The organism is Microbacterium sp. (assembly GCF_035687345.1).
Taxonomy (GTDB): Bacteria; Actinomycetota; Actinomycetes; order Actinomycetales; family Microbacteriaceae; genus Microbacterium.
This window is the reverse complement of the sequence record NZ_DASRXZ010000004.1, coordinates 17,595-44,398: the sequence shown is the minus strand read 5'-3', so window position 1 is coordinate 44,398 and position 26,804 is coordinate 17,595. Positions and strand designations below refer to the sequence as shown.

General features: G+C 72.0%; 24 protein-coding genes. 11 read left to right on the top strand and 13 right to left on the bottom strand.

What is annotated here, in order from left to right:
- The 3 genes from VFF97_RS00580 to VFF97_RS00570 form a co-directional block, all read right to left on the bottom strand.
- On the bottom strand, nucleotides 1-611 hold a 611-nt coding region (locus tag VFF97_RS00580; RefSeq protein WP_325031546.1), incomplete at its 3' end, for a histidine kinase N-terminal domain-containing protein.
- Between the two features lie 66 nt (nucleotides 612-677).
- Complete coding sequence (locus tag VFF97_RS00575; RefSeq protein ID WP_325031545.1) at nucleotides 678-2,063, bottom strand: AAA family ATPase; 1,386 nt, start codon at nucleotides 2,061-2,063, stop codon at nucleotides 678-680.
- Complete coding sequence (locus tag VFF97_RS00570) at nucleotides 2,060-2,686, bottom strand: SAF domain-containing protein (RefSeq protein WP_325031544.1); 627 nt, start codon at nucleotides 2,684-2,686, stop codon at nucleotides 2,060-2,062. Before VFF97_RS00570 ends, VFF97_RS00575 begins: the two co-directional genes overlap by 4 nt.
- 100 nt (nucleotides 2,687-2,786) lie before the next feature.
- On the opposite strand from VFF97_RS00570, the gene VFF97_RS00565 reads away from it, so the two are divergent.
- Nucleotides 2,787-3,065, top strand: a complete 279-nt coding sequence (locus VFF97_RS00565) for a helix-turn-helix domain-containing protein (protein WP_325031543.1) — start codon at nucleotides 2,787-2,789, stop codon at nucleotides 3,063-3,065.
- Nucleotides 3,066-3,078: 13 nt separating this feature from the next.
- Here VFF97_RS00565 and VFF97_RS00560 read toward each other — a convergent pair whose 3' ends face one another.
- Nucleotides 3,079-3,684 (bottom strand): hypothetical protein, encoded by a 606-nt coding sequence (locus VFF97_RS00560; RefSeq protein WP_325031542.1) that lies wholly within the window; start codon nucleotides 3,682-3,684, stop codon nucleotides 3,079-3,081.
- A gap of 153 nt (nucleotides 3,685-3,837) precedes the next feature.
- Between VFF97_RS00560 and VFF97_RS00555 the strand changes: the two genes are divergently transcribed.
- Nucleotides 3,838-4,266, top strand: a complete 429-nt coding sequence (locus VFF97_RS00555) for an Rv3235 family protein (RefSeq protein ID WP_414684205.1) — start codon at nucleotides 3,838-3,840, stop codon at nucleotides 4,264-4,266.
- A 43-nt stretch (nucleotides 4,267-4,309) separates the two neighbouring features.
- Here the strand turns inward: VFF97_RS00555 and VFF97_RS00550 are convergent, their stop codons facing one another.
- The 3 genes from VFF97_RS00550 to secA form a co-directional block, all read right to left on the bottom strand.
- Nucleotides 4,310-4,657 (bottom strand): hypothetical protein, encoded by a 348-nt coding sequence (locus tag VFF97_RS00550; protein ID WP_325031540.1) that lies wholly within the window; start codon nucleotides 4,655-4,657, stop codon nucleotides 4,310-4,312.
- 88 nt (nucleotides 4,658-4,745) lie between these two features.
- Nucleotides 4,746-5,969, bottom strand: a complete 1,224-nt coding sequence (locus VFF97_RS00545) for a pyridoxal phosphate-dependent aminotransferase (RefSeq protein ID WP_325031539.1) — start codon at nucleotides 5,967-5,969, stop codon at nucleotides 4,746-4,748.
- A gap of 87 nt (nucleotides 5,970-6,056) precedes the next feature.
- The gene (gene secA / locus VFF97_RS00540) at nucleotides 6,057-8,888 is read right to left on the bottom strand and encodes a preprotein translocase subunit SecA (protein ID WP_325031538.1); all 2,832 of its coding nucleotides are present in this window, start codon (nucleotides 8,886-8,888) and stop codon (nucleotides 6,057-6,059) included.
- Nucleotides 8,889-9,076: 188 nt separating this feature from the next.
- Between secA and VFF97_RS00535 the strand changes: the two genes are divergently transcribed.
- The 3 genes from VFF97_RS00535 (at nucleotide 9,077) to VFF97_RS00525 (ending at nucleotide 13,004) form a co-directional block, all read left to right on the top strand.
- A complete protein-coding gene (locus VFF97_RS00535) occupies nucleotides 9,077-9,673 on the top strand; it encodes a PadR family transcriptional regulator (protein ID WP_325031537.1) in 597 nt (198 codons plus the stop codon).
- A gap of 58 nt (nucleotides 9,674-9,731) precedes the next feature.
- Nucleotides 9,732-11,573 carry a DEAD/DEAH box helicase gene (locus VFF97_RS00530; RefSeq protein WP_414684204.1) on the top strand — a complete coding sequence of 614 codons (1,842 nt, stop codon included), beginning with the start codon at nucleotides 9,732-9,734 and terminating at the stop codon, nucleotides 11,571-11,573.
- Between the two features lie 81 nt (nucleotides 11,574-11,654).
- Nucleotides 11,655-13,004, top strand: coding sequence for a hypothetical protein (locus VFF97_RS00525; protein WP_325031536.1), 1,350 nt, complete (start codon nucleotides 11,655-11,657; stop codon nucleotides 13,002-13,004).
- 38 nt (nucleotides 13,005-13,042) lie between these two features.
- Here VFF97_RS00525 and VFF97_RS00520 read toward each other — a convergent pair whose 3' ends face one another.
- The 6 genes from VFF97_RS00520 to mtrA form a co-directional block, all read right to left on the bottom strand.
- On the bottom strand, nucleotides 13,043-14,263 hold the full coding sequence (locus VFF97_RS00520; RefSeq protein WP_325031535.1) for an MFS transporter: 1,221 nt from the start codon (nucleotides 14,261-14,263) through the stop codon (nucleotides 13,043-13,045).
- Nucleotides 14,264-14,271: 8 nt separating this feature from the next.
- Nucleotides 14,272-14,925, bottom strand: coding sequence for a ribosome hibernation-promoting factor, HPF/YfiA family (gene hpf, locus VFF97_RS00515; protein ID WP_325031534.1), 654 nt, complete (start codon nucleotides 14,923-14,925; stop codon nucleotides 14,272-14,274).
- A 117-nt stretch (nucleotides 14,926-15,042) separates the two neighbouring features.
- A complete protein-coding gene (locus VFF97_RS00510) occupies nucleotides 15,043-15,711 on the bottom strand; it encodes a ComF family protein (protein WP_325031533.1) in 669 nt (222 codons plus the stop codon).
- 113 nt (nucleotides 15,712-15,824) lie between these two features.
- Nucleotides 15,825-17,537, bottom strand: a complete 1,713-nt coding sequence (locus VFF97_RS00505; RefSeq protein ID WP_325031532.1) for an LpqB family beta-propeller domain-containing protein — start codon at nucleotides 17,535-17,537, stop codon at nucleotides 15,825-15,827.
- Complete coding sequence (gene mtrB, locus VFF97_RS00500; RefSeq protein ID WP_414684203.1) at nucleotides 17,534-19,285, bottom strand: MtrAB system histidine kinase MtrB; 1,752 nt, start codon at nucleotides 19,283-19,285, stop codon at nucleotides 17,534-17,536. Before mtrB ends, VFF97_RS00505 begins: the two co-directional genes overlap by 4 nt.
- A 7-nt stretch (nucleotides 19,286-19,292) precedes the next feature.
- Nucleotides 19,293-19,973: an MtrAB system response regulator MtrA gene (mtrA, locus tag VFF97_RS00495; RefSeq protein WP_325031531.1), complete on the bottom strand. Its 681-nt coding sequence runs from the start codon at nucleotides 19,971-19,973 to the stop codon at nucleotides 19,293-19,295.
- A 181-nt stretch (nucleotides 19,974-20,154) separates the two neighbouring features.
- Here mtrA and VFF97_RS00490 point away from each other — a divergent pair, with 181 nt between their 5' ends.
- The 6 genes from VFF97_RS00490 (at nucleotide 20,155) to aqpZ (ending at nucleotide 26,718) form a co-directional block, all read left to right on the top strand.
- Entirely contained in the window at nucleotides 20,155-21,618 is a 1,464-nt protein-coding gene (locus tag VFF97_RS00490; RefSeq protein ID WP_325031530.1) for a hypothetical protein, read from the top strand.
- The gene (locus VFF97_RS00485; RefSeq protein WP_325031529.1) at nucleotides 21,609-22,301 is read left to right on the top strand and encodes a DUF4129 domain-containing protein; all 693 of its coding nucleotides are present in this window, start codon (nucleotides 21,609-21,611) and stop codon (nucleotides 22,299-22,301) included. Before VFF97_RS00490 ends, VFF97_RS00485 begins: the two co-directional genes overlap by 10 nt.
- Nucleotides 22,298-23,497 carry a DUF4350 domain-containing protein gene (locus VFF97_RS00480; protein ID WP_325031528.1) on the top strand — a complete coding sequence of 400 codons (1,200 nt, stop codon included), beginning with the start codon at nucleotides 22,298-22,300 and terminating at the stop codon, nucleotides 23,495-23,497. Before VFF97_RS00485 ends, VFF97_RS00480 begins: the two co-directional genes overlap by 4 nt.
- Entirely contained in the window at nucleotides 23,494-24,474 is a 981-nt protein-coding gene (locus VFF97_RS00475) for an AAA family ATPase (protein ID WP_325031527.1), read from the top strand. The genes VFF97_RS00480 and VFF97_RS00475 overlap by 4 nt, the downstream gene beginning before the upstream one ends.
- A gap of 20 nt (nucleotides 24,475-24,494) precedes the next feature.
- Nucleotides 24,495-25,808 (top strand): DUF58 domain-containing protein, encoded by a 1,314-nt coding sequence (locus VFF97_RS00470; RefSeq protein WP_325031526.1) that lies wholly within the window; start codon nucleotides 24,495-24,497, stop codon nucleotides 25,806-25,808.
- Between the two features lie 121 nt (nucleotides 25,809-25,929).
- Nucleotides 25,930-26,718, top strand: a complete 789-nt coding sequence (aqpZ, locus tag VFF97_RS00465; protein WP_325031525.1) for an aquaporin Z — start codon at nucleotides 25,930-25,932, stop codon at nucleotides 26,716-26,718.
- Nucleotides 26,719-26,804: the final 86 nt, after the last annotated feature.

The window sequence follows — 26,804 nt, the reverse complement described above, 5'->3', positions numbered from 1 at the left end:
GCCGAGAGCGCGTTCGGGCTCGCGAAGGTCGTGATGCCGTCGACGTCGAGGCGGATGAGCCCGTCCGACGCGCGCGGCGCACCGCGACGCGGGCCGGTCGGCGCCGACAGGTCGGGAAAATCGCCCGTCGCGATCATGCCGAACAGGTCGTCGGCGCAGTCGTTGAACGTGATCTGCTGACGCGACGGCGTGCGCGTCTCGCCGAGGTTCGTGTGTCGCGTGAGCACGCCGATGACCTTCGGCTCCTCACCCGACTGGGTGGGCTCGCGCACGATCGGCACGGCGCGCACGCGCGTCGGAGTCTCTTCGAACCAGTCGGGCGACGCGGAGTCGACGATTCGCACGGTCGTGAACGCGTCGCGCACCTGGGTGCGCCACTGCGGCCGCACACGGTCGCCGACGATGTCGCGGTAGAAGAGCGTCGCGGCGCTGCTCGGGCGCGTGTGCGCGACGGCGATGAACGAGTCGTCCGCGGTGGGCGCCCAGATCACGATGTCGGCGAAGGCGAGGTCGGCGAGCAGCTGACCGTCCCCGGCGAGGCGGTGCAGCCATTCGACATCCGCTTCGCTCGACAGGCCTTGGGCGTACACGAGATCGCTGAGCGTCGACACCCGTCCAGCCTAGAGGCGAGGGGCGGATGCCGCGTTCCGCGGCCCTTGCGGCCGCACGACGGAGGCTCAGCCCGCGACCGCTGCGTCCCGCTGTCGGCGTGGGCGACGAGGCGCGCGCCGCGCCGCCGGCGCCACGGGCGGGAGGACCGCCTCGCCCACGAACCGCCGCAGCGCGAGCGTGAACGGCGATCGCCGAGCGACCTCGGCGATCGGACGCGCGGCGAGGAGCGAGGCATCCGCCGCCTTGGGATCGGACGGCACGAACCACACGTCCTCGATCCCGGCGAACCGGTCGAGCGTGCGCCGGACCTGACCGCGGGCGTCGATCCCGAGCGTGCCGCCGCGAAGCCGGTTCGCGACGACCGCGACGGGCGTCGCGCCGATCGTCGAGCGCAGGTCGGGGTAGGCGCGAAGGAACCGGGACACGCCGACCGGGTCGGCGCCGACGACGGCGATCACGAGGTCGGCGCTGCGCAGCGCGGCGAGTGTCGCGGCGTTGCGTCGGGGCCCCGCGAGGTCGCTCACGATCTCCTCGTCGCGCTCGAGCGGGGCCGCGACGTCGACCACGGTGTGATCCGCCCAGTCGCGGCACGCCGCGAGTGCGCCCGCGACTCGCGTGTCGCTCAGCTCGGGCCACCGCGACGGGCGGTTGATGCCGGTGAGCACGTCGACGCCGGATCGACCGAGCGGAGTCGCGATGCGTGTGAGCTCGCGCGCGTCGAGCCCGCCGAGCTCGGCCTGGCGGCACGCGGCGGCGAAGCCGGGCCCCTCATCGGCGAGCCCGAGCACGAGCGCGAGCGACGGCGCGTGCGAGTCCGCGTCGACGAGACCGACGTGCCGGCCGCCCCGCGCCAGCTCGAGAGCCAGGTCGATCGCGACGGTCGTGCGACCCGGTGAACCCGCCGGACCCCACACGACGATCAGTCGTGGCGCGTCCGGACCGACGGTGAGCCCTGCACCCTCGGGCTCGGCAGGCCACGCCTCGACGTGCGGGACCGCCGGCGGAAGAACGTCTTCGGCGTGCGAGGCGCCTCGGACAGCCCGCGGTGCGGGCTCGACTCGCGCGGACGCGAGCCGCGGTGTCTCGAGGGTCTCGGCGAGGCGCCACGGCTCGACGTCGACGGGCATCGCCGGAGGGAGGCCGAACAGCCCCGCGACCCGCTCGTCACCCGCTGCCGCGCTCAGCGGAGCGATCCGCACGCCACGGCGGTCGCACAGCGCGACGACGTCAGCAGTGAGCGTCTCGCGCGATGCCTGCAGCACCACGACGTCGACGTCGTGGAGGAGGTCGCCGGTCGACCCGACGTCGTCGGCGGTGAACGCGGTGGGTCCGCCTGCGGCGAGCGACAGGGCGGATGCGGGGACGACCGCCGCCACCTCGACACCCTCGCGCTCGAGCCCCGCGGCGAGGCCCTCGGACCACGGCTCGTCGACCGCGACGAGGATCCTCATCGCGCCGCCGCCGCGGGGACGATCGACAGCGCCGAGTCATCGGACATGGCCGCGAGGAGGTCCGCGACGTCGGCGCGGGGGACGACGAGCTCGAGAGCGGCGGATGCCCCGCCGATGACCCCCTCGTCGCGCGTGACCGACACGACCGACGCGTCGGCCACGAGAATGCGCGGCGTCTCGTAGCGACCGCGCTCGATGAGCGGCGCGGCCCAGACCTCGACGAGCGAACCGGTGCGCACCGACTCGGGCACGTCGACGGCGCTGCGCACGACGACGTTCGTCGTGTCGGAGCGCGCCGCGTCACCCACGGCGCTCAGCGGCACGAGCTCGCCGGACTCGATCGTGCGCGTCGCGATGACCCCGTCGGCCAGCTCGTCGGGCGCGAGGTACGCGTCGACGGTGCGCCCGAGCGCGACATCGATCGTGCGGACGTCGTCGGCGCTGACTGCCTGGCCCGCCACGATCGTGCGGGCCGCGGCGAGCACCGGAGCGGTCTGACGCGAGGCCGAGACGACGAACCACACACCCGCGATCGACGCGACGACCAGGACCACGCCGATGAGGAAACGGGCGTCGGACCAGAACGGCTTCGGGCGTGGTCGGGTGGCGTCGATCGCGGTCATGCCAACCATCGTGACGCAGGCCGTCGAGCACCCTTCTCGGTTATCCACAGACCGGGATCCGACATGCCGCACACCCCGCGTGGCCACGATAATCGGAGACATGTCCGCGACCCCGTCCGACTCCCGGCTGCTCGCCCCGGCGCAGGTCGCCGAGCTTCTCGGCGTCTCGGTCGACGAGGTCGTCGAGCTCGTCCGGACGGCCCGCATCCGCGGCGTGCGGATCGGATCGGCCTCGCAGCTGCGCATCTTCGCCCGCAGCGTCAACGAGTACCTCGACGATCTCGTCGAAGAAGAGCGGCTCGCCGCCCTGTGGCGCGAGTCGAACGAGGCGAGCTTCCCCGAGCTGTGGGGCACCGGCGTCGTCCGCAACGCCGACTGAGGCATCCGTCCCGTCAGATCACGCCGGCGGGCGCATCGAGGCGCACCCACGCGATCGACGAGAACGGGATCAGGCGGTAGCCGATGACGTCCGACGCGCGTCGCGGCGCACCCGCCTCATGCAGAGCGAGGTCGAGGTGGTCGGCCCCGGCGCGGTCGATCGTGCCGGTGAGCGCCCGGCCCGTGGCGAGGTGCACCGCAACCCCGGCACGGCGGCGCACGAGATCGCGCAGGACGAAGCCGAGCGTCATCCGGTCGGTGAGCGACGAACGGGCCTCGACCGGACGCGCGCTGCGCAGGATGTCGGCGTGGCCGGCGCCGATCGCCACGATCGACGCGAGAGGCACGAGCACGGCGCCCGCACGCGAATCGACGGGATCGAGTGCGACCCAATCGGCCCCGATGCTGGAGACCTCGGCGGCGATCACCGCGCCGTCCGTGAACTCGAACGACGGCGCAGTCCCGGTCCGCTCACGGCCCCGGAGGGCCGCGACGCGATCGCGCAGGGGTACGCGCGACAAGCGCAGGCGCTCGGCCTCGGTGTCGAGCGCGGCGCGCTCCGCCTCCCACTCCGAGGCGAACTGCGCCTCGAGGTCGTCGAAGAAGCGATCCCAGCGCACCACGCGAGCGTAGGACACGCACCGCGGCCCACTCGCAGTTATCCACAGCGTCCCGAACCTGAATTTCTCCTGAGAGTTCGTTCGTGTTCTACTGAGGACACCCCCCTCCCGATCGACATCCCCCCACGTCGAGATAGGTCACGCATGGCAACGATGCCCGCGGGCGCCGCCCGCGCATACCCAAGAGACGATCCGTTTGACATCACCCGGCACTTCGCACCCCAGCGAACCTCGACCGCGGCGCTCCCAGACCCGGCGCCGCTCCTGCGCAACCTCACGGTCGGCGTACTCGAGGTGTTCGCCGGCGTACGCGACGTCGACCAGCTCGCGCGCTGGCTGAGCGAAGACGCGTACCGCAAACTGGTGACGCGCTCGAACCTCGCCGCCCGCGCACGAAGCGCACGCGGCGTGCCCGCGACGCGACCGGTCCACGCGATCCTGTCCGTGCATCACTCCTCCCCCGCCGACGGCATCGTCGAGGGCGTGGTGATCGTCGCCGGACCCGCGCGCACCCGCGCGGTGGCGATGCGGCTCGAGGGCACCGACCGGCGCTGGCGCGCGACGTCGCTCGCGCTGCTGTGAGAACCGAGGGCTGAGTCCCGCCCGCTGTGGGCGCCGGCGGGCCTCAGTCCTCGTCGATCAGCTCGAGCAGCTTCTTGAGCGCGTCGCGGATCTCCGTGTGGTCGTACTGACCGGCGCGGCTCTCCGCCGAGATGACGCCCGACCGGTGCACCTTGCGGAAGTCGCCGAACGGGAACGAGTACGCCTGCTTCGTCTCGCGGTTCTCGGACTTGTCGATGCCGAGGTGCCAGTGCGAGAACTCGGTCCACCCCTCGCGCTCGATGAAGGCGTTCTCCTCATCGGCGGTGGGCGCGGCTTCCGACCAGTCGTCCCGCTCATCCTTGACGACCTTTCCCTCGCGGATGAGCGCGCGGGCGTGCTTCAGTGCGGGTTGGTTCAGTTCGATGGCCATGCGCGCGACGTTACGTCGCCCACGCGGCCATCGGCAGGGTCTTGACGGATGCTCCGCCCCCCGTTCTCGCGGGGCACCGCATCCGCGATCACTGCTCGTACGAAGCGAGGAAGTTGCCCAGCCGCTCGATCGCCTCGGTGAGCACCCGCGCCTCGGGGAGCGTCACGATGCGCAGGTGATCGGGCGTCGGCCAGTTGAAGCCTGTCCCCTGCACGAGCAGGACGTGCTCCGCGACGAGGAAGTCGTAGACGAGCTTGGCGTCGTCGCGGATCTCGTACACCTCGGGGTCGAGGCGCGGGAACGCATAGAGCGCGCCCTCCGGGCGGTGGCACGACACTCCGGGGATGGATTCGAGCGTGCGCCACGCGGCATCGCGCTGCTCGTGCAGGCGCCCGGAGGGCGCGATGAGCGCGTCGATCGACTGGACGCCCGACAGCGCGGCCTGGACGGCGTGCTGAGCCGGCACGTTCGGGCACAGGCGCGTGGAGGCGAGCAGCTGGATGCCCTCGAGGAACCCGGCCGCGTGCTTCTTCGGGCCTGTGATGACGAGCCACCCCGACCGGTATCCCGCAACACGGTAGGTCTTCGACAGGCCGTTGAAGGTCAGGCACAGCAAGTCGGGCGCGAGCGTCGCGAGCGGAATGTGCTCGGCGTCGTCGTACAGGATGCGGTCGTAGATCTCGTCGGACAGCAGCAGCAGCGAGTGCTCGCGCGCGATCTCGACGATCCCCTCGAGCACTTCGCGCGTGTACACCGCGCCGGTGGGGTTGTTCGGGTTGATCACCACGATCGCTTTGGTTCGCGGAGTGATCTTGGACCGGATGTCTTCGAGGTCGGGCTGCCACCCGTTCTGGCCGTCGCACAGGTAGTGCACCGGTGTACCGTCGGCGAGGCTCGTCATCGCCGTCCACAGTGGATAGTCCGGCGCCGGGATGAGCACCTCGTCGCCCTCGTCGAGCAGCGCCTGCATCGTCATCGTGATGAGCTCGGACACGCCGTTGCCGAGGTAGACGTCGTCGGGGTCGAACAGCGGGAACCCGGGGACCTGCTCGTACCGCGACACGACGGCGCGTCGCGCGGACATGATGCCACGGCTGTCGCTGTAGCCGTGGGCGTGCGGCATCGCCTCGATCATGTCGCGCACGATCTGGAACGGCGCCTCGAAGCCGAACGTCGCGGGGTTGCCCGTATTGAGCTTGAGGATCGTGTGGCCCTCCGACTCGAGCCGGTCGGCCTCCACCAGTGCCTGCCCGCGGATCTCGTAGAGAACGCCCTTGAGCTTGCTGGACTGATCGAGGGGACGGAGGGTCATCGTCTCAGGATATCCGCGAGGTCAGAGGTCCAATCGACGGAAGGTGGCCCGGGGCGTCCGCCCCGGGCCACCCGTCGAGACTGTTGCTCAGCGCTTGCGCTCGGCGGCGCGGCGCTGCGCGCGGTTCATCGGCGCCTGCTGCGAAGCGGGCTGATCGGAACCGTCGGTGCGCTGGCCGAAGGCGCCGCGCGGGGCCTCGGCGGCGGGAGCCTGCGGCTGCTGCGCGGGGGCCTGAGCGGCCGCGGCGGCCGCACGGCGCAGACGCGTCGCCGCCTGCTGCACCTGTCCGCGATCGTTGCGCACCTCGACCTCGCCCGCGTCGTTCGCGGCGGTGTACTGCAGGCGCTGGCCGTCGACGGTCGGTGCACTGAGCCCCTTCGCCTCGACCTGCGTCGCCTGCTCGCCCTCACCGGCGCGACGGACCTCGACCTCGAGGTTGTAGAGGTAGCCGACCGACTCCTCCTTGATCTGGCCCATCATCGCCTGGAACATCTGGTAACCCTCGCGCTGGTACTCGATGAGCGGGTCGCGCTGGGCCATCGCGCGCAGGCCGATGCCGTCCTTGAGGTAGTCCATCTCGTAGAGGTGGTCGCGCCAGCGACGGTCGAGCACCTGCAGCACGACGCGGCGCTCGAGCTCGCGCATCGCGGCCGATCCGAGCTGCTCCTCGCGCTTCTGGTAGGCGATCTTCGCGTCGGAGAGGATCTCGCGCTTGAGCCCCTCGGCGGTGATGCCTCCCTTGCGGCCCGCGGCCTCGGCGACGACCTCGTCGATCGTGACGCCGACGGGGTACAGGGTCTTCAGCTCGGTCCACAGCGCATCGAAGTCCCAGTTCTCGCTGTGACCCGACCCCGTGTGGTCGTCGATGATCGCGTTGATCGCATCCTCGATGAAGTGCTGCACGCGGTCGGCGATGTCGTCGCCCTGCAGGATGTGCCGGCGGTCGGAGTAGATCGCCTCGCGCTGCCGGTTGAGGACGTCGTCGTACTTGAGGACGTTCTTGCGGATCTCGGCGTTGCGCGCCTCGACCTGCGCCTGCGCGCTCTTGATGGCGCGCGTGACCATGCCCGACTCGATCGCGACGTCGTCGGGGAAGTTCGTTCGGGCGAGGATCGCCTCGGCGGCACCCGACTGGAACAGGCGCATGAGGTCGTCGGTGAGCGAGAGGTAGAAGCGACTCTCACCCGGGTCGCCCTGACGGCCGGAGCGACCGCGCAGCTGGTTGTCGATGCGGCGGGACTCGTGGCGTTCGGTGCCGAGCACGTACAGGCCGCCGACCTGGACGACCTTCTCCGCCTCGGCGGCCACCTTGTCGCGCACGTCGGCGTAGACGGCGTCCCACTCGGCTTCGTACTCCTCGGGCGTCTCGACGGGGTCGAGACCGCGCGCCTTCATCTCCTGCACCGCGAGGAACTCGGCGTTCCCGCCGAGCATGATGTCGGTACCGCGACCGGCCATGTTCGTCGCGACTGTGACGGCGCCCAGGCGACCGGCGCGGGCGACGATCTCGGCCTCACGCGCGTGGTTCTTCGCGTTGAGGACCTCGTGCTTGATGCCCTTCTTCGCGAGCAGGCGCGAGAGGTACTCGCTCTTCTCGACGCTGACCGTGCCGACGAGCACGGGCTGGCCGGTCTCGTGGCGACGGGCGATGTCTTCGACGACCTGCGCGAACTTCGCCTCCTCGTTCTTGTACACGAGGTCGGGCATGTCCTTGCGGATCATGGGCTTGTTCGTCGGAATCTGGACGACGCCGAGCTTGTACGTCGACATGAACTCGGCCGCCTCGGTCTCGGCGGTGCCGGTCATGCCCGAGAGCTTCTCGTACAGACGGAAGTAGTTCTGCAGAGTCACGGTCGCGAGCGTCTGGTTCTCGGCCTTGACGGGCACGCCCTCCTTGGCCTCGATCGCCTGGTGGACGCCCTCGTTGTAGCGCCGGCCGACGAGGATGCGGCCGGTGTGCTCGTCGACGATCATGACCTCGTCGTTCATCACGACGTAGTCGGTGTCGCGCTTGAACAGCGCGAGCGCCTTGAGCGAGTTGTTGAGGAACGAGATGAGCGGCGTGTTCGCCGACTCGTACAGGTTGTCGATGCCGAGGTAGTCCTCGACCTTCTCGATGCCGGGCTCGAGCACGCCGACGGTGCGCTTCTTCTCGTCGACCTCATAGTCGACGCCGGGCTCGAGCGTGCGCGCGATCTTCGCGAACTCGACGAACCAGCGGTTCGCCTCACCCGACGACGGACCGGAGATGATCAGCGGCGTGCGCGCCTCGTCGATGAGGATCGAGTCGACCTCGTCGACGATCGCGAAGAAGTGGCCGCGCTGGACGAGGTCCTCCTTGCGCCAGGCCATGTTGTCGCGCAGGTAGTCGAAGCCGAACTCGTTGTTCGTGCCGTAGGTGATATCGGCGTTGTACTGCTCACGGCGGACCTCGGGCGTCTGCCCGGCGACAATCGTGCCGGTCGTCATGCCGAGCGCGCGGTAGATGCGGCCCATGAGGTCGGACTGGTACGACGCGAGGAAGTCGTTGACCGTGACGATGTGCACGCCCTTGCCGGCGATCGCGTTGAGGTACGCGGGGAGCGTCGCGACGAGCGTCTTTCCTTCACCGGTCTTCATCTCGGCGATGTTGCCGAGGTGCAGAGCCGCGCCGCCCATGATCTGGACGTCGTAGTGGCGCTGGCCGATCGTGCGCTTGGCCGCCTCGCGCACGGCAGCGAAGGCCTCGGGCATGAGGCGGTCGAGCGATTCGCCGCCGTCGTAGCGCGCGCGGAGCTCCGCGGTCTCGCCGCGCAGCTCCTCGTCGGTGAGCTGCGCGTAGTCCTCTTCGAGGGCGTTGACGGCCTTCACCACCTGCTGAAGCCGGCGGAGGAGGCGTCCTTCACCGGCGCGGAGCAGTTTCTCGAGAGGGTTGGCCACGGAGTGTCTCCATCTGTCGGGCTGTGCGGCGACCGCCGCTCCCGCGCGCACGCCGTCGGGCGCCCCGCGGGCATACCTGCCTATGTTATCCGCCCGTGACCTTGGTGTGCGCTGGGTGTGGAGGGCGGGGTAATCATATACTCGGCAATCACATACGCGGTATGCACGCGTGACGGATGGGAGAGCGCATGTCGGTGCGGCAGAGCCTCTTGGCGATCCTCGATCAGGGGCCCTGCTACGGCTACCAGCTGCGGGCAGAGTTCGACCGGCGCACGGGGTCGACGTGGCCGCTCAATGTGGGACAGATCTACAACACGCTCGACCGGCTCGAGCGCGACGGGCTCGTCGAGAAGGGCGCGCCGGATGAGCACGGCCACGTGTACTGGCAGATCACGGATGCCGGTTCCGCCGCCGTGCGGGAATGGCTGGCCTCCCCCGTCGAGCGCCCCGCGGGCACGCGCGACGAGCTCGCGATCAAGCTCGCAATGGCCGCGACCCTTCCGGGCGTCGACGTCGGCGGCATCGTCGATGTGCAGCGCCGAGCGTCCCGCACGCGTCTGGACGCGCTGCGCGCGGCGACCTATCCGGGAGGCGATGCCGAAGGGCCGGAGGGCATCGCGTGGTCGCTCGTGCGCGACGCGATGACGTTCCAGGCGGAGGCCGAGCTGCGCTGGCTCGATCACGCCGAGCGGCGCCTCGCGGAGCACCCCCACCACGCGATGGGGCTCGAGCTTTCGACGATCCGGCCGAAGCGCGGGCGGCCCGCGGCAACGGCCACCCGTTGAGCGAGCCGAGGTCGCAGGCGTCCTGTCGCTTCACAGGCGGCCCGCATTAGCCTGAACTGTGTCCACTGACCAGACCCCGATCGACGCCGAGGCCCCTGCCGAGCCCGCGCCGATGACGTTCTCAGAGCTCGCGCTGGGCGATGCGGTGCTCAAGGCGCTGCGCGATGTGGGGTACGAGACCCCTTCCGCCATCCAGGCCGCGACGATCCCCCCGCTGCTGGCCGGCCGCGATGTCGTGGGCCTCGCCCAGACCGGGACAGGCAAGACCGCCGCGTTCGCGCTGCCCATCATCGACCGGCTCGAGCTGTCGCAGAAGACCCCGCAGGCGCTCGTGCTCGCCCCGACGCGCGAGCTCGCGCTGCAGGTGTGCGAGGCGTTCGAGAAGTACGCGTCGCACCTGAAGGGCGTGCACGTCCTCCCGGTCTACGGCGGGCAGGGCTACGGCGTGCAGCTGTCGGCGCTGCGGCGCGGCGTGCACATCGTCGTCGGCACGCCGGGCCGCATCATCGACCACCTCGACAAGGGCACGCTGGACCTGTCGGAGCTCAAGTACCTCGTGCTCGACGAGGCCGACGAGATGCTCAAGATGGGCTTCGCCGAGGACGTCGAGACGATCCTCGCCGAGACCCCCGCGACGAAGCAGGTCGCCCTCTTCTCGGCGACGATGCCCGCGACGATCCGCCGCATGTCGCAGCAGTACCTGAACGACCCCGAAGAGATCACGGTCAAGGCGAAGACCAAGACGTCGGCGAACATCACGCAGCGCTATCTCGTCGTGCCGTGGCAGCAGAAGATGGACGCTCTGACGCGCATCCTCGAGGTCGAGAACTTCGACGGCATGATCGTGTTCGGCCGCACGAAGAACGTCACGGAGGAGATCGCCGAGAAGCTTCGCGCCCGCGGCTACTCGGCCGCCGCGATCAACGGCGACATCGCGCAGCCGCAGCGCGAGCGCACGGTGAACCAGCTGAAGTCCGGCAAGCTCGACATCCTGGTGGCGACGGATGTCGCGGCGCGCGGCCTCGACGTCGACCGCATCTCGCACGTGGTGAACTACGACATCCCGACCGACGCCGAGTCGTACGTGCACCGCATCGGCCGGACGGGCCGCGCGGGCCGCACCGGCGACGCGATCAGCTTCGTCACGCCGCGCGAGCGCGGGCTCGTGCGCATGATCGAGCGCGCGACGCGTCAGGAGCTGACCGAGATGCCGCTGCCGAGCGTGGACGAGGTCAACGTCACGCGCCTCGCGCGGTTCGACGACCGCATCACGGCGGCGCTCGCCGAGGCGGAGCGCATCGAGGGCTTCCGCGACATCATCGCCCACTACGTGCGCCACCACGATGTGCCCGAGGTCGACGTGGCCGCCGCCCTCGCGATCGTCGCGCAGGGTGAGGAGCGCCTGCTGCTCGAGCCCGACCCCGAGCCGCGCGCACGCCCGGAGCGCCGCGAGCGCGGCAGCCGGTTCGAGCGGGACGGCGAGCGCGAGAGCGCCCGAGGCGAGCGCCCCGACCGCGGGCCCCGCAAGCCGCGCGAGGGCTTCGCGACGTATCGCATCGCCGTCGGGCGCCGTCAGCGCGTCGAGCCGCGGCAGATCGTCGGCGCCCTCGCGAACGAGGGGGGCCTTCGCCGCGACGACTTCGGCGCGATCCAGATCCGCCCGGACTTCTCGCTCGTCGAGCTTCCGGCCGACCTGTCGCCCGAGACGCTCGACCGGCTGTCGGGCACGCGCATCTCGGGGCAGCTCATCCAGCTGCGCCTCGACACGGGCGGCCCGAGCCGGCGCTTCGACCGGTCGTCGGATCGCGGTCCCGGAGCGAAGGATCGTCGACCGTCGCGGCGCTTCGACGACGACCGGCCGCTGCGCAAGCCGCGCCACCGCTCCGACCGCGACGGCTGAGGAGAGGCATCCGTCTCGACCGCTCTCCACACCCCCGTCGCCCGCCCAGCCGCCTTCAAGCTTGGCCCGTAGGATCGAGATATGGCGGGATTCTGGGGCGCACGCAAGCGCGAAGAGAAGGCGGCGCTCGAGGCTCAGGACGCCGATCTCGCCCGCCGCGCCCGCAGCGCGCTCGTGTCCGCGGATGAGCGCATCCGGCTGACCACCGACGAGCTCGCGTTCGCCGAGGCCGAACTCGGCGCCGGTCCCACGAAAGACCTGCGCGAGGCGCTCGAGGCGGTGCGCACGCACATGCAGGAGGCGTTCCACCTCCACCAGCTCAACCACGACGACATCCCCGACACCCCCGAAGAGCTGCGCACGCGCAACGCGCGCATCGTGCAGCTGTGCGAGTGGGCGGAAGACCTGCTCGATGACCGGACGGCCGCGCTCGCCGAGCCGATCGCGCGGGCACGTCGCGCTCCCGAGATCATCGCCGGAGTGAGGGCGGATGCCGTGCGCCTCCGTTCCCGTCTCTCCGAGGCCCGTGCGACGATCGAGCGCCTCTCCGCCCGCTACTCGGCCGACGCCATGAAGCAGATCGAGGCGAACCCCGCCGAGGCCGAGCAGCTGCTGTCGTTCGCGGAGCACTCCGCGGGCGTGGCCGAGCGCCGCCGCGAGGCGGGCCAGCGCGAGCAGGCCAACCTCGCACTCGAGGCCTCCACCGAGGCCGTGCGCCGCGCGGCGACCCTCGTCGACGCGGTGGAGACGTTCGAGATCGAAGCGCTCCGCGCCGAGGCGACTCTCGCGGCGATCATCGAGGACTCGCGGGGCGACATCGCGGCCGCGCTCAAGGAGCCGCACACTCCCGCGGTGTCGAAGGCGATCGCGGATCTGCAGGAGGCGCTCGCGTCCCTTCCCGCGGCCGGCGTCAACACCGATCCGTTCACCCATCTGTCGCGCCTGCGCGAGGCGAACTCGGCACTCGATGCCGCGATCGCCGCTGCGCGCGAGCGCGCCGCCCGTCCGATTCCCCCGCTCGAGCACGTGCGCCACGCGATCGACGACGCCGACCGTCAGCTCGCCGTCGCGCGCGACGTCATCGCGGGGCACCGCGGCTGGATCGGCGCCGACGCCCGCACGCGCCTCGCCGAGGCGGAGCGCGTGCGCGTCGACCTCGACCGGTACCTCGGCACGTCGGCCGCCGCGGCGACCTCCATCGACGAGGACCACCGCGAGCAGGCGATGGCGATGGCCCGCCGCATCGCGTTCCTCGCCGGAGAGGCCCTTCAGCTCGCGCAGCGCGACATCGACGCCGCTCGCCCGCAGGAGATGACGCCCTGGGGCGCTCCGCAGCAGGGCTGGGGCGGCCGCCGCGGCGGCGGAGACCTCATGGGCGGAATCCTCGGCGGTCTCGTCATCGGCAGCATCCTCGACGGCATCTTCGACTGAGACGGATGCCGCGGCGGCGCCGCTCGCGCGGCATCCGGTCAGCCGGCCTTGTCGGGCACCGACGACCGCAGCGGTCGCGCGCCCGTGAGCCGCAGCGCGATGGCGCTCAGGATGCCGCCGCCGACGCACAGCGCGACGACGAGCCACATGACGGGCGCGAAGCCCGCGGCACCGGTCCCGGCGATGAGCGACGCGAACAGGGGCGGGCCGACCGTCGACCCGAGGTTGCCGAGCTGCGTCAGCACGCCGTTCGCGCGCGAGGTGACCGTCGGGTCGGTCGACAGCGACGGGATCAGCCCGAACGCCGCGCCCTGGATGAGGCCCGAGAAGAACATGAGCGCGAGCGGCACAAGCAGGATCGGGATCTCTCCCGCGAGCAGCGCCCACGTCGCGATGACGAGCACCGCGACGCCCGCGTAGCCGACGATGAGCACGACCGGCGGGGTCGTCGTGTACTGGCCCACGAAGCCCGCGACGATCGTGCCGATGATGCTCACGAGCGGCATCCACACGAGGAGGACACCCGCGATCGACGCGTCCTCGGCGAAGAGCGGCACGAACGTCACGAGCGGCACGTACATGAGCGTGTGGAAGATGAACACGACGCCCGGCAGGAACTGCCGTGGCGACCGGTACGCGTCGACGTGCGCACGGAAGAAGCCTTCGGCGTGCGCGTCGCGGTTCGGCTGCTCCCCCGGCACGTGCGGCAGCACGAGCAGCACCGCCGCGAGCAGCACCGCGAGCAGGATCGCGTGCCCGAGGAACACCGCGCCGACGCCGCCCGCGTGCTCGACGATCGGCGCGAGCCATCCCGCGAACGCGAACGCCAGTCCGAAGAACGCGCCCCACAGGCTCATCGCGAGCGACACGTGTCGCGGCGCGCTCAGAAGGATGATGAGCACGGGGCACGAGATGACGAGCCCGAGGTGGGCGATCCCTTCGAGCACCCGAGCGCCGAGGAAGACGGGAAGCGGCGGCAGGAACGACTGCACGAGCGACAGGATCGCGCCGATCGCGAGGCAGCCGACGATGACGCGGCGGAATCCGATGCGGGCGGCGAGCACGCTCGCCGTGAGCCCGAGCACCATCCCGACGATCGCGGGCGCCGAGACGAACAGCGCCGCGACCGTGTCGGGGGCGTCGAAGGCCGCAGCCACGGGCAGGAAGACGGCTGCGACCTTCGCGAACTGCATGCCCGCCGCTATCCCGACGACGACGAGCAGCGCGATCGGCACCCAGCGGGTGCGCGTGAGCGTCACCGGTGGTGCTACGAGGCGGCGCGCTCGGGAGCGGCCTGCGTCGTCAGCGAGATCACTCCGTAGTCCCAGCCCTTCCTGCGGTACACGACACTCGGGTGGTCGGTGCGCGCGTCGATGAAGAGGAAGAAGTCGTGCCCGACGAGTTCCATGCGGTCGACGGCCTCTTCGACGGTGAGCCACTCGGGCTCGAAGTTCTTGGTGCGGATGACGACCGGCGTGTATTCGCCCTCGCCGTCCTCTCCTGCGATGACGGGGATCTCGCCGGTCGCGACGGCGTGGAGCACGTCGGCGGACACGGGCTGGACGTCGATGCCCTGCAGGGATCCGTTCTGGAACTTCGCCCCGCGGGGGTGCTGACGGGCGTCGACCCGCTTCTCCTTCGCGCGACGGAGCTGCTGGCACAGCTTGTCGACGGCCATGTCGAGGGCGGCGAACTTGTCGCCGTCGGTCGCTTCGGCCCGCACGATGGGACCCTTGCCCGTGACCGTCAGCTCGACGGTGTCGTCTTCCATGCGTCCGTTCTTGTACGCCTGGTGCGTGACCTTGACGTCGAGGCGCTGTGCGCGCGGCGCGAGGTGCTCGATGCGGACGGCCTTCTCTTCGACCACGGTGCGGAAACGATCGGTGATACCGACACCCACGCCGACGATGCTGGTTTCCATCCTTGACCTCCTTGCTCCGGTCCCCCGGCCAAGGGCGGACCGGTCAGTCGCCTTGTTGACACCCACGCTATCCCGGTGCCGCCCGGGTGTCACGTGAGGAAAGTCCCGTCGAGCGACTTATGACGTCACCCGGGCGTGTCGCGGCGTGCGGGCGACGCACACACCGCCGACGACGTCCGCACCGGCCGTGCGCAGCGCGCGGGCGGCCTCGTCGAGCGTCGCGCCTGTCGTGACCACGTCGTCGAGCACGAGCACGCGGCGCGCGCCGATGTCCCGCGCGCGCATGCTCCCGCTGACGTTCGCGCGACGGGCCTCGATCCCGAGCCCGCGCTGGTCGGCGGTTCGCCGCGCGGGTGCCAGCAGTCGCTCGGTGCGCACGCCGGTGCGCCGCGCGACGAGCTCGGGCACGCGGAACCCGCGGCGTCGGTACGCCGCCCTCGAAGTCGGCACGGGGACGAGGGCATCGATTGCGCCGACGGTCGCCGCCGCCTCGATGAGAGCCCCGCGCAGCGGCACTGCGAGGGGACGCGCCAGGCCCGTGCGGCCCTCCTCCTTGAGGGCGCGGATGACGCGCGCCGCGACTCCCTGGAATGCGAGGCCACTCCACACCGCGAGCCCCGACGCGAGACGGTCGCGCGTCACGGTGGGTGCGAGCGCGCCGCGGCACGCGTCGCACAGCGCGACGTCGGGTTCGTCGCATCCGGCGCAACTCACCGGGAAGAGCACCGCCGACGCGTCGGCGAGCGATCGGGCCAGGAGATCGGCGAGCGGGTCCGGTGGAATCACTCCCCCAGGCTGACCGCACGCCAGCGCCGCGAGCGTGCGAGAGCGACGACCGGTGGATCGTCCGGGGTCGCGCCGTGCCGGGGAGGAGGCGACGCCTCAGCGCCCGCGCGGGATCAGCGCGGCCGGCCCTGCTGCGTCGCGAGCACGAGGACGCCCTGGGTCGTCTGCGCCCAGCTCGAGCCGCGCCGCACGTAGACCAGACCGTCGTCGGTGCGCAGGCGCACGGCCGCCGGCGAGTTGACGCCCGACACCGAGGATGCGGTGGTCGGGGCATCCGTCGTCGTCATCGTCCCGCCGACCACCACCTCGAACAGCGACACACCCCCACCCATGCCCGAGGCGAGCACACCCACCGTCGAGTCGTCGAGCCATGAGAGCGACAGGGCCTGTCCGGGAAGGCTCGCGATGCGCTCGTGCTCGCCGAGCCGCACGGGCACGCCCTGCGCGTCGCGTACGACGCCGGCGACCCACACCTCGCTGCTGCCGCCCGCGCTGACCGCCGCCGCGACGCGTGTGCCGTCGCGCGACACCGACATCGCGCGCACCTGGGTCGCGCCGGTCCACGCGTCGGCGACCGGGCGCACCGCTCCGTCGACTCCGACGACCTGCATCGCGGAGGGCGCGCCCGACGGAACGCTCCACACGTACCCGAGCGGATCGGCGCTGGGGTCGACGAGCCCCGACCGCGTGTCGGTCACGAGCACCCCCTGCTCCGCGTCGAGGCGCGCGACGGCGCCGTTCGCAAGTCGCGCCGCGGCGAAGTCGCGGTCCGGCGCCACCTGCAGCGCCGCCGGCTGCGTCTCGACGACGAGCTGCGACAGCCCGGGGAGCGGCGCGATCTCGCCTCCCGTGAGGAACCCGAACCCGTCCTCGGTGAGCACGAGCGGCTGCGCGACGACGCTCGTCGAGCGCGTCACCGCGGGCTCGGGGTCGAGCGGGGTCGTCTCGACGAAGAGGTCCGCGTGCGAGATGTTCGCCGTCTGCAGGCTCGCGTCGAGCTGCGCCTGGATGCGGCTGAGCGTCTCGGCGTCGAGGTCGAGCGCCTCGGACGAGAGCCCCACGTTCGCGACGCCGGACGACACGGGCACCGCCGCGGGCTCGAGGTGCACGCTGTCGGGCACGGCCGTCACGACCGACTCCGCAAGCCACGGACTCGGAGCGCCGTCGAGCAGGGCGCGGGAGATGCGTGTCGCGGCATTCGTGGCGAACCACCGCACGTCGGGCACGAGGTACGTCCACGTCGGGTCGAAGTACATGACCGCGTACTCGTGGAAGATGCTCGGGAAGACGTTGCGCGCCAGCACGATGCCGTCGGGCGCCTCGGTGATGCGCCACTCCCCGTCGTCCTGCTGCGCGAGACGGAACGGCAGCTCGGTCGTCGTGCCCTCGTCGAGCGAGTACGCGCCGTTCTCGTCGACGGTCGCGACCCGCACGAGGGCGGCCGACACCTGCCCCTCGGTCGGCGACGTGAACTCGCGCTCGCCGATGTCGACCGTGACGCTCGCCGTCGGGTCCCACTCGTCGCGCAGCGACGGCGCGAGGAACTCCCGGGCACGCTCCCACCCGCCCGCAGCGCCCGTGCCCGCGCGGATGAACCCGTCGACGATCTCCTCGGGCGACGCACCCGGCTGCGGGCCCGCCGGGATGAACGCGAACTCGGGAGCCGTCGCGACATCGCCCGCGGGGAGTCCCGGCTGCACCTGCCCCGTGGTCGGCAGCGATCCGCACGCGGTGAGGGCGAGCGCCGCAGCGACCGCGGCGATGACGGACCGGATGCCCCGCCGCACCGCGCGACCCGTCGACGGCGTTCCTGTGGCGGGCTTCACGAGCGGCCTCCTGCGGTCGGGGCATCCGCGTCGGACCTCGAGTCGGATGCCGCGGCGTCCGTCACCTGCACGTCGATCGGCTGCGTGAGGCCCAGGTCGTCGAGCGGCGCCGAGGCGTCGTCGCCGGGTTCGACCGGGACCGGCGATGTGCCGGTCAGCTGCCCGCCCGAGCGCGGGAGCATGAGCACGAAGTTCGATCCGCGGCCGGGCTCGGACCACACGGCGAGCTCACCGCCGTGCAGGCGGGCGTCGCCGAGGGCGATCGACAGGCCGAGGCCCGTGCCTCCGATCGTGCGGCTGCGCGAGGGGTCGGCGCGCCAGAAGCGGTCGAACACGTGCTCGACGTCCTCGGGACGCATGCCGATGCCGAAGTCCCGCACGCCGAGCGCGACCGTCTGCTGGTCGCTGTCGACCGTCACGACGATCGGGCGGCCCTCGCCGTGCTCGATCGCATTCCCGAGGAGGTTGCGCACGATGCGGCGCACGCGCCGCGGGTCGAGCTCGACCGGTGAGTACCCACCCGGTGCCACGAGCCGCACGTCGCTGCCGTGCTGCTCGGCGAGCGTGTGCATCGAGGCGATGACGTCCTCGGCGAGGTGCGCGAGGCTCGTGGGCTCGAGCTCGAGCTGCACCGAGCCCGCGTCGTAGCGGCTGATCTCGAGGAGGTCGGACAGCAGCGTCTCGAAGCGCTGCACCTGCGCGTTCAGCAGCTCGGCGGCGCGAGCGGTCGCGGGGTCGAACTCGTCGCGCCGGTCGTTGATCATGTCGGCCGCGAGGCGGATCGTGGTCAGCGGCGTGCGCAGCTCGTGCGACACGTCCGACACGAACCGCTGCTGCACAAGCGACAGGTCGGCGAGCTCCTTGATCTGCGACTCGATGCTGTCGGCCATCGCGTTGAACGAGCGGCCGAGCGTCGCGAACTCGTCCTCGCCGCGCACGGGGAGCCGCACGCCGAGCTCTCCGGCCGCGAGCCGTGCGCTCGTGTCGGCGGCCTCGCCGATGGGCGTGGTCACCGACCGCAGCACGAACCATGCGATCGCGCCGATGAGCAGCACGAGCCCCACGCCGACGACCCACAGCGTGAGCTGCACGAATCCGAGTGTCTGCTGCGCCGCGGCGAGGTCGTACGCGAGGTAGAGCTCGTACGTGCCGAGCTCGGGCACCTGAAGCTGCTGACCCACGACGATGCCGGGGACGGAGCGGTCGCCGACCTCGATGCTCACCGACTGCCACCACTGCCGCGAGGCATCCGCCTGCACCGCGGCGCGCATCGCCTCGCTCACCGTGACGTACGACTCGAACCCGCCCGACACGAGGTCGGGCGGCGCGATCGACGACGGCGTCTGGTCGGATCGCTTCATCGTGAACAGGTCCGTCTCGGACTGCTGCGCGATCGTTCCGCCCACCGCGAGGAGGAGGTTCTGGAGCTGCACCTCGCTGCCCTGCGGCTCTGCGGAGTCGAGCGTCGCCTGCGCCTCGACGCTCGCGCGCAGCGCATCGGCCTGCACCTGCCGCGCGCGCGAGTCGAAGAGGTCGTTCTGGATCGCGAGCGCCATCCACACGCACGCGACGAGGATCGCGAGCGCTGTCAGGGCGAGCGTGATCAGCACGGTGCGGAATCGCAGCGAGCGGCGCCACAGCAGCGCGACCTCGCCCGGCCACGCGCGCCAGTCGCGCACGCGGCTCATGGCGGGACGGGCAGCGGGCGCCTTCGTTCCGCCCGGTGCCTCGGCGCTGCCCCGGGCCATGAGTGCCTCAGACGACGGCGCCGGCGCGGTAGCCCACGCCGCGCACCGTCGTGACGATCTTCGGGTTGTCGGGGTCCTGCTCGACCTTCGCGCGCAGACGCTGCACGTGCACGTTCACGAGGCGCGTGTCGGCCTTGTAGTGGTAACCCCACACCTGCTCGAGCAGCATCTCGCGCGAGAACACCTGCTGCGGCTTCGAGGCGAGTGCGACGAGGAGCTCGAACTCGAGCGGTGTGAGCGCGATCACGGTGTCGCCGCGGCGCACCTCGTGCGCGGCGACGTCGACGGTCAGGTCACCGACGCGGAGCATCTCGCCGGCCGGCTGCGCCGCCGGCCGCAGGCGGGTGCGGATGCGGGCCACGAGCTCCTTCGGATTGAAGGGCTTCACGATGTAGTCGTCCGCGCCGGACTCGAGGCCCTTCACGACGTCGGCGGTGTCGGTGCGCGCCGTGAGCATGATGATGGGAACGCCGGACTCCGCGCGCACGAGCGTGCAGATCTCGATGCCGTCCATGCCGGGGAGCATGAGGTCGAGGAGGATCAGGTCGGGGCGCTCCGACCGCCACACGTCGACGGCTTTCGCGCCGTCGGCGCAGAAGACGGTGTCGAACCCTTCCGTGCGCAGCACGATTCCGATCATCTCGGCGAGGGCGGTGTCGTCGTCGACCACCAGAATTCGTGAAGTCATGTAACGCGTCGGTCCTTTGCGTCCGGCCCGGGTGCGGGTGCGGGCACGACGGTGGTGCACGTCCGCCGGGCGCTGTCGCCCAGCGTAATCCACACCACCTGAAGGCAGGCCGAGGGATCGCCGCGCGTATGACACGATAGGGATTCAGCCCGCGCAGGGCCGTGCATCGAGGAGGCGAACCGTGACCGCCTATCCGGCCTGGACACCGGCATCCCGGCCCGGGATCATCCCCCTGCATCCGCTGACGTTCGGGACGATCCTGGGCAAGTCGTTCGCCGCGCTGCGGCAGAACCCGCGTGTCCTGCTGGGCTTCGCGTTGTGCGTCCAGACGGGCGCCTATCTGCTGCTGCTCGTGGCCATCGGCGCCATCGCGTTCGCGTCGTTCTCGCGCCTCGACACGGTCCGGCCGGGCACCGACGAGTACGAGGCGATCGCCGCGGGGTCCACCGCGATCACGATCGTCGCGGGCGTCGTCCTGGCTCTCGCCGTCGGCGTGCTGAGCGTCATCGTGCAGGGCATCGTCGTGAGCGAGGTCGCGCACGCCGCGGTCGCCGAGAAGCTCACGCTCGGCGCGCTGTGGCGGCGCGTGCGCCCGGTCGTGTGGCGCCTCATCGGCTACACGCTGCTCCTGCTGCTGCTCACGCTCGCCGCCATCGCCGTCGTCGGCACCGTGCTCTTCGCGATCGGCACCGCTTCGCCGCCCGCGGCGGCCGCGCTCATCGTGCTCGTCGTGCTCGGGGCGATCCCGCTCGGTCTGTGGCTGTCGACGAAGCTGCTCCTCGCCCCCGCGGCGATCATCCTCGAGAAGGCGTCGGTGTTCGGCGCGATCGCCCGTTCCTGGACGCTGATCCGAGGACGCTTCTGGCCGGCGCTCGGCGTCATCGTGCTCATCTCGCTCGTGTTCGGCGTGGTCGGCCAGGTCGTCGGCATCCCGTTCACCGTCATCGCCGCGGGCCTGGGCACCGTGATCGCGCCGACGGGAGACCCGGGCCCCACGGGCATCGTCGCGATCATCGTGACCGGACTGCTGACCCAGGCGGTCACGCTGCTCATCCAGTCGATGGCGCTCATCGTGCAGGCGACGGCGGCGGCCCTCATCTACATCGACTGCCGCATGCGCCGCGAGGGCCTCGACCTCGACCTGCTCGCGTACGTGGAGCACCGTGACGCGGGCGCGAGCGGCCTCCCCGACCCGTACGCGCAGGGCATCGGGCGCTCGTTCGTGCGTCCGGCTCCAACCGGCGTGCCCTACGGGGCTCCCGCATACGGCCCTCCTGCCGGGTACCCGTACCTGCCCCAGAACACGCCGGGCACGTACGGCGCACCGCCCGCTCCGGGCACGTACGGCGCACCGCCCGCTCCAGGCGCGTACGCACCGGCACAGGGCGGCTACCCGCCTTCGCCGAGCGCCTATCCGCAGCCCCACGGCGGCTACGCGCCGGCGCCGGGCGGCTATCCTCCCCCTCCCGCGACGCCGCCGTACGCGGCCTACCCGCCGCCTCCCGGAGCGACCCCCGCGCCGCCTGTACCGCCGACCCCTGCCGAGGCGACGGGCGCTCCCGGCCCGAACGCACCTCAGCCCACCCAGTGGGCCGCCCCGGGCCAGACGGCGGGTGACGCCGACCGCGAGAGTCCGTGGTCCTGATCGGCTCGCTCGCGGCGCGTGCGGCGGTGCTCGTCTCGAGCGCGCCGCCGCTCACGCCCGACGGCGACGAGGCACGCGAGTGGGCTGAGCGCGAATTGGCCGACCCGGTCTACGAGGCCGCCGAGCCCACCCTGTTCGACCGCATGGCGCGCGCGATCGGCGACTTCTTCGCGAGCCTCTTCGACGTCCAGCTCGGCGGCGGGTGGGGCTCGGCGATCGCGATCATCGCGGCGATCGTCTTCGCGGCGGTCGTGGTCGCCGCACTGCTTGTGTGGGGCGTCCCCCGGGCGACCCGGCGCGCGACGACCGGCGTCGGGGAGCTCTTCGGCGAGACCGAGGGGCGCAGCGCGGCCGAGTTGCGGCGCGCCGCCGCGCAGCACGCGGATGCCGGCGAGTGGGATGCCGCCGTCATCGTCCGCTTCCGTGCGCTGGCGCGCGGACTCATCGAGCGCGACGTCGTCGACGTCCCGCCCGGTGCGACCGTCCACGCCTTCGCGAGAGCCGCCGCGCGCGCCTTCCCCGCCCGCGCCGACGACCTCGAGCGCGCCGCCGGCGCGTTCGACGACGTCCGCTACCTGCGCCGTCCCGGCACGCGTGAGCTGTACCGTCTCGTGGCCGGCGCCGATGACGCCGTCGCCTCCGAACGTCCCATCCTTGTCGACCGGCTGGGGGCGCTCGCATGACCCTCACGGCCGCGCCGACGGAGGCGCCCACGACGTCTCCGCCCACCGCGAAGCGGGCGCGTGGTGCGATCACGTGGATCGTCATCGTGATCGTGCTGCTCGTCGCGGCGGGCTTCGGCGTGGTGCTCTCGGGCATCGGGCAGTGGGCCGAGCGCGGCATGCTCGACCCCGAGTCCGCGGGCCCGACGGGAACGCGTGCGATCGTCGAGGTCCTGCGCGACCACGGGGTCGAGGTCACGGTGGCGCGCGACCGCGCGACCGCCGCGCGTGAGCTCGCAGAGGGCCCTGCGACGCTCGTGCTGCCCGATGCGCCGGCGTTGTCGGACGACGCGATCGAAGAGCTGGCGGATGCCGCATCCGACGTCGTCCTCATCGACCCGCGCACGCGCACCCTGCGCCTTGCGTTCGAGGGCGCGGGGCCGGCGGGCGCCGCGGGCGCCGACCCCATCGAGCCGCGGTGCGGCCTCCCCGAGGCGCAACGGGCGGGGCGCGTCGCTCCGGGCGCGGTGTTCCTCGCGGGCGACGCCGACGAGGCGTGCTACCCGTCGGGCGACGGCTTCGGGCTGCTGTCGGGTCCGCACGAGGACGGCGGCCGCATCTCGGCGGTCGATGGGCGCGTTCTCTTCACGAACGAACGCCTCGCCGCCGACGGCAACGCCGCCCTCGCCGCGAACCTCATGGGCCGGCACCCCCATCTCGTCTGGTACGTGCCGAGCCCGGCCGACTCCGACCTCGCCGACGCGAACCCGTCGCTCGGCGAGCTGACCCCGCCGTGGGTGAGTCCCGTCATCGTGCTGCTCATCGTCGCGGGGGTCACCGCAGCGATCTGGCGCGGCCGCCGATTCGGCCCCCTCGTGACGGAGCGCCTGCCGGTCACCGTGCGTGCGTCCGAGACGACGGAGGGCCGCGCGCGGCTCTACGCGCAGTCGCGCGACGCGACCCACGCGCTCGACCAGCTGCGGATCGGCGCGCTCGAGCGCATCTCGCACCTCCTCGGCCTCGGCCGAGCCGCATCCGCACCCGAGATCTGCGACGCCGCCGCCGCGCGCGTGGGCGTCGACCGCGCGATCGTGCGCGGCACCCTCATCGACCAGATCCCCGCAGACGACGCCGAGCTCGTCGCGCTGGCCCAGCGCATCCGGCAGCTCGAACAGGCCGTGCGGGCCGCCGTCCGTCCCGAAAGGAACACGCCATGACCGACGCCGCGACACACACCTTCGACGACGCCGCCCTGCGCGAGGCGATGAACCGCGTCCGCCTCGAGGTGGGCAAGGCCGTGATCGGGCAGGACGGCACCGTGACCGGCCTGCTCATCGCGCTCCTCGCCCGCGGACATGTGCTGCTCGAAGGTGTGCCCGGTGTGGCCAAGACCCTTCTGGTCCGCGCATTCAGCACGGCGCTCGGGCTCGAGACGAAGCGCATCCAGTTCACGCCCGACCTCATGCCCGGCGACGTGTCGGGGTCGCTCGTGTACGACGCGAGGAGCGGCGAGTTCGAGTTCCGCGCGGGCCCCGTCTTCACGAACATCGTGCTCGCCGACGAGATCAACCGCACGCCGCCGAAGACGCAGGCGGCGCTCCTCGAGGCGATGGAGGAGCGGCAGGTCTCGACCGACGGCGTCACGCGTCCGCTCCCGGAGCCCTTCCTCGTCGCAGCGACCCAGAACCCCATCGAACACGAGGGCACGTACACGCTCCCCGAGGCGCAGCTCGACCGGTTCCTCCTCAAGCTCATCGTCGACGTGCCGCCCCGCGATGCCGAGCTCGCGGTGCTGCGCCGCCACGCGAGCGGATTCGATCCGCACGACCTCGCTGCGGCGGGGCTCGTGCCGGCGGCCGGGGCCGACGAGATCCGGGCGGCGCAGCAGGCCGCGGCATCCGTCACCGTCGCCGACGACGTCCTCGGCTACGTCGTCGACCTCGCGCAGGCCACCCGCCGCAGCCCCTCGGTGCAGCTGGGCGTGAGCCCCCGCGCGGCGACCGCGCTGCTCGCCGCGGCCAAGGCGTGGGCATGGCTCGGCGGCTACCCCGCGATCACACCCGACCACGTGCAGACGATGCTCGTGCCGACGTGGCGCCACCGCATCCGCCTGCGGCCCGACGCCGAGCTCGAGGGCGTCTCGGTCGACGCCGTGCTCGGTGCGGTGCTCCAGCAGACCCGCGTGCCGATCTGACGCCGGAGTCACGACGCCCGATGTACCTCACCTTCCGCACTCCCCTGCTCGTCGCCACCGGCGTCGTGCCCGTCGTGCTGCTGTCGCTCGCGGGCGTCGACGCGTGGCTCGCGACGGCGGCGTGGGTCGTGCTGGTCGCGATCCTGGTGCTCGCGGATGTCGCGGCCGCCCCCGACCCGCGGGCGATCCGCGTCGAGCGCCGCGGCGCCCGACGCACGCTCCTTGGCCAGCCGGTCACGACGGAGCTCGTGCTCGCGAACGCCGGAGCTCGCACCGTGCGGGCGCGCGTGCGCGACGCGTGGCAGCCGACCGCGGGCGCTCCGGCGGAGAGGCGCCGCGTCGTGCTTCCTCCCGGCGAGCGTCGCCGCATCGCGGTTGGGCTGCTGCCGCGCCGTCGGGGCGAGCTCGTGTCGGAGTTCGTCGTGATCCGGTCGGAGGGTCCGCTCCGGCTCGCGGGCCGCCAGGCGCGCATCGCGTCGCGCGGCGCGATCCGCGTGCTGCCGCCGTTCACCGCACGGCGCCACCTGCCGTCGCGCCTCGCCCGCCTGCGCGAGCTCGACGGCAACACGAGCGTGCAGGTGCGCGGTCAAGGCACGGAGTTCGACAGCCTGCGCGAGTACGTGCGCGGCGACGATGTGCGCTCGATCGACTGGCGGGCGACCGCGCGCGCGACGACGACGATGCTGCGCACGTGGCGGCCGGAGCGCGATCGGCACGTCGTGATCGTCGTCGACACGGGCCGCACCGCGGCGGCGCGCGTGCGCGACGGGGTGCGGCTCGACGCCGCGATGGAGGCGGCGCTCCTGCTGGCGGCGCTCGCGAACCGTGCGGGCGACCACACCCACCTGCTGATGTTCGACCGGGTGACGCGTGCGCGTGTCACGCGCGTCGACGGACCCGCGCTCCTGCCCGCGATGGTCGACGCGATGGCGAGCGTCCAGCCCCAGCTCGTCGACACCGATTGGGATGCGGCGATCGCCGAGATGCGCACGCTGACGTCGCGCCCGTCGCTCGTCGTGCTCCTCACGGCCCAGGACGCGCCGGAGTCCGCGCGGGGCTTCCTGGGATCCCTTCCGGCTCTCACACGGCGCGCGCACGTGCTCGTCGGAACGGTCTCCGACTCCCCCGACTCGCTGCCCGCCGACCGCGAGTCCCGCCCGGATGCGGCCGACGTCTACCGGGCGGCCGCTGTCGAGCGTGCCGAGCGCGACGCCGCGCGGGTGGCGGCCGCCGTCGCGCGGGCGGGGGCCGAGGCGATCTCGGCAGGACCCGACGACCTCCCGCCGAAGATCGCCGACCGCTACCTCGCGCTCAAGGCCGCAGGGCGCCTCTAGGCGCGACACCGCCGGCGCAGCATCCGCCGACACCCCTCGTGGGTCGCGGACACGCCCGGAGCGGTGCGATACGCGCGACACGCCCGAGCGCTACGCTCGCGCTCGAAAGGAAGGAGTCCGCATGTCGGATGCCACCGCGAGCGCCCCCAGTACCGCGACGAAACTCGTCGCCGAGGCGCTCGGTACGTTCCTGCTCGTGTTCGGTTCCCTCGGGGCTGCCCTCTTCGCGACGAACGCCGGCGTCAGCGCCGAAGGCTCGCCGCTCGGAATCGGGTACCTCGGGGTCGCGCTCGCCTTCGGCCTCACGGTCATGGCGGGCATCTACGCGTGGGGCCCGGTATCGGGCGGCCACTTCAACCCCGCCGTCACGTTCGGACTCGCCGCGGCCGGCCGCTTCGAGTGGCGCAACGTCGCCGGCTACGTCATCGCGCAGATCGTCGGCGGCGCCGTCGGCACGACCCTGCTCGTGCTCATCGGACTGTTCGGGCCGAACGGCTGGCTGTCGGCGGCGCAGGACGCCGGCTTCGCGAGCAACGGCTTCGACGAGCACTCGCCCGGCGGCTTCGGCCTCGGCGCGGCGATCATCGCCGAGATCCTGTTCACGGCGATCTTCGTGCTCGTGATCCTCGGCGTGACGCACCCGCAGCGCGGCACCGCCGGGTTCGCGGGACTGGTCATCGGCCTCACGCTGACGTTCATCCACCTCGCGTCGATCCCGATCGACAACACGTCGGTCAACCCGGCGCGGTCGATCGCCGCCGCGATCTACGGCGGACCCGACGCACTCATCCAGCTGTGGGTGTTCATCGTGTTCCCGCTCGTCGGAGGCGTGCTCGCCGGGTTCCTGCACCGCGCGCTCTTCGAGAAGCAGCCCGTGGCGCCCGCGCAGCGCGAGGCGCGTACGCGCTGATCACCTGCGAAGCGCTCGCGAACGCGGAAGCCCGCCCCCACAGTCGGGGGCGGGCTTCTGCGTTGCGGCGCGGATCAGCGCGCGCG

Excerpts from the sequence above, each read along its gene's own strand:
- VFF97_RS00575 (WP_325031545.1), bottom strand. The coding sequence starts at position 2,063 with ATGAGGATCCTCGTCGCGGTCGACGAGCCGTGGTCCGAGGGCCTCGCC.
- VFF97_RS00570 (WP_325031544.1), bottom strand. The coding sequence starts at position 2,686 with ATGACCGCGATCGACGCCACCCGACCACGCCCGAAGCCGTTCTGGTCC.
- VFF97_RS00565 (WP_325031543.1), top strand. The coding sequence starts at position 2,787 with ATGTCCGCGACCCCGTCCGACTCCCGGCTGCTCGCCCCGGCGCAGGTC.
- VFF97_RS00555 (WP_414684205.1), top strand. The coding sequence starts at position 3,838 with ATGCCCGCGGGCGCCGCCCGCGCATACCCAAGAGACGATCCGTTTGAC.
- VFF97_RS00550 (WP_325031540.1), bottom strand. The coding sequence starts at position 4,657 with ATGGCCATCGAACTGAACCAACCCGCACTGAAGCACGCCCGCGCGCTC.
- VFF97_RS00545 (WP_325031539.1), bottom strand. The coding sequence starts at position 5,969 with ATGACCCTCCGTCCCCTCGATCAGTCCAGCAAGCTCAAGGGCGTTCTC.
- VFF97_RS00535 (WP_325031537.1), top strand. The coding sequence starts at position 9,077 with ATGTCGGTGCGGCAGAGCCTCTTGGCGATCCTCGATCAGGGGCCCTGC.
- VFF97_RS00525 (WP_325031536.1), top strand. The coding sequence starts at position 11,655 with ATGGCGGGATTCTGGGGCGCACGCAAGCGCGAAGAGAAGGCGGCGCTC.
- hpf (WP_325031534.1), bottom strand. The coding sequence starts at position 14,925 with ATGGAAACCAGCATCGTCGGCGTGGGTGTCGGTATCACCGATCGTTTC.
- mtrB (WP_414684203.1), bottom strand. The coding sequence starts at position 19,285 with ATGGCCCGGGGCAGCGCCGAGGCACCGGGCGGAACGAAGGCGCCCGCT.
- mtrA (WP_325031531.1), bottom strand. The coding sequence starts at position 19,973 with ATGACTTCACGAATTCTGGTGGTCGACGACGACACCGCCCTCGCCGAG.
- VFF97_RS00480 (WP_325031528.1), top strand. The coding sequence starts at position 22,298 with ATGACCCTCACGGCCGCGCCGACGGAGGCGCCCACGACGTCTCCGCCC.
- VFF97_RS00475 (WP_325031527.1), top strand. The coding sequence starts at position 23,494 with ATGACCGACGCCGCGACACACACCTTCGACGACGCCGCCCTGCGCGAG.
- VFF97_RS00470 (WP_325031526.1), top strand. The coding sequence starts at position 24,495 with ATGTACCTCACCTTCCGCACTCCCCTGCTCGTCGCCACCGGCGTCGTG.
- aqpZ (WP_325031525.1), top strand. The coding sequence starts at position 25,930 with ATGTCGGATGCCACCGCGAGCGCCCCCAGTACCGCGACGAAACTCGTC.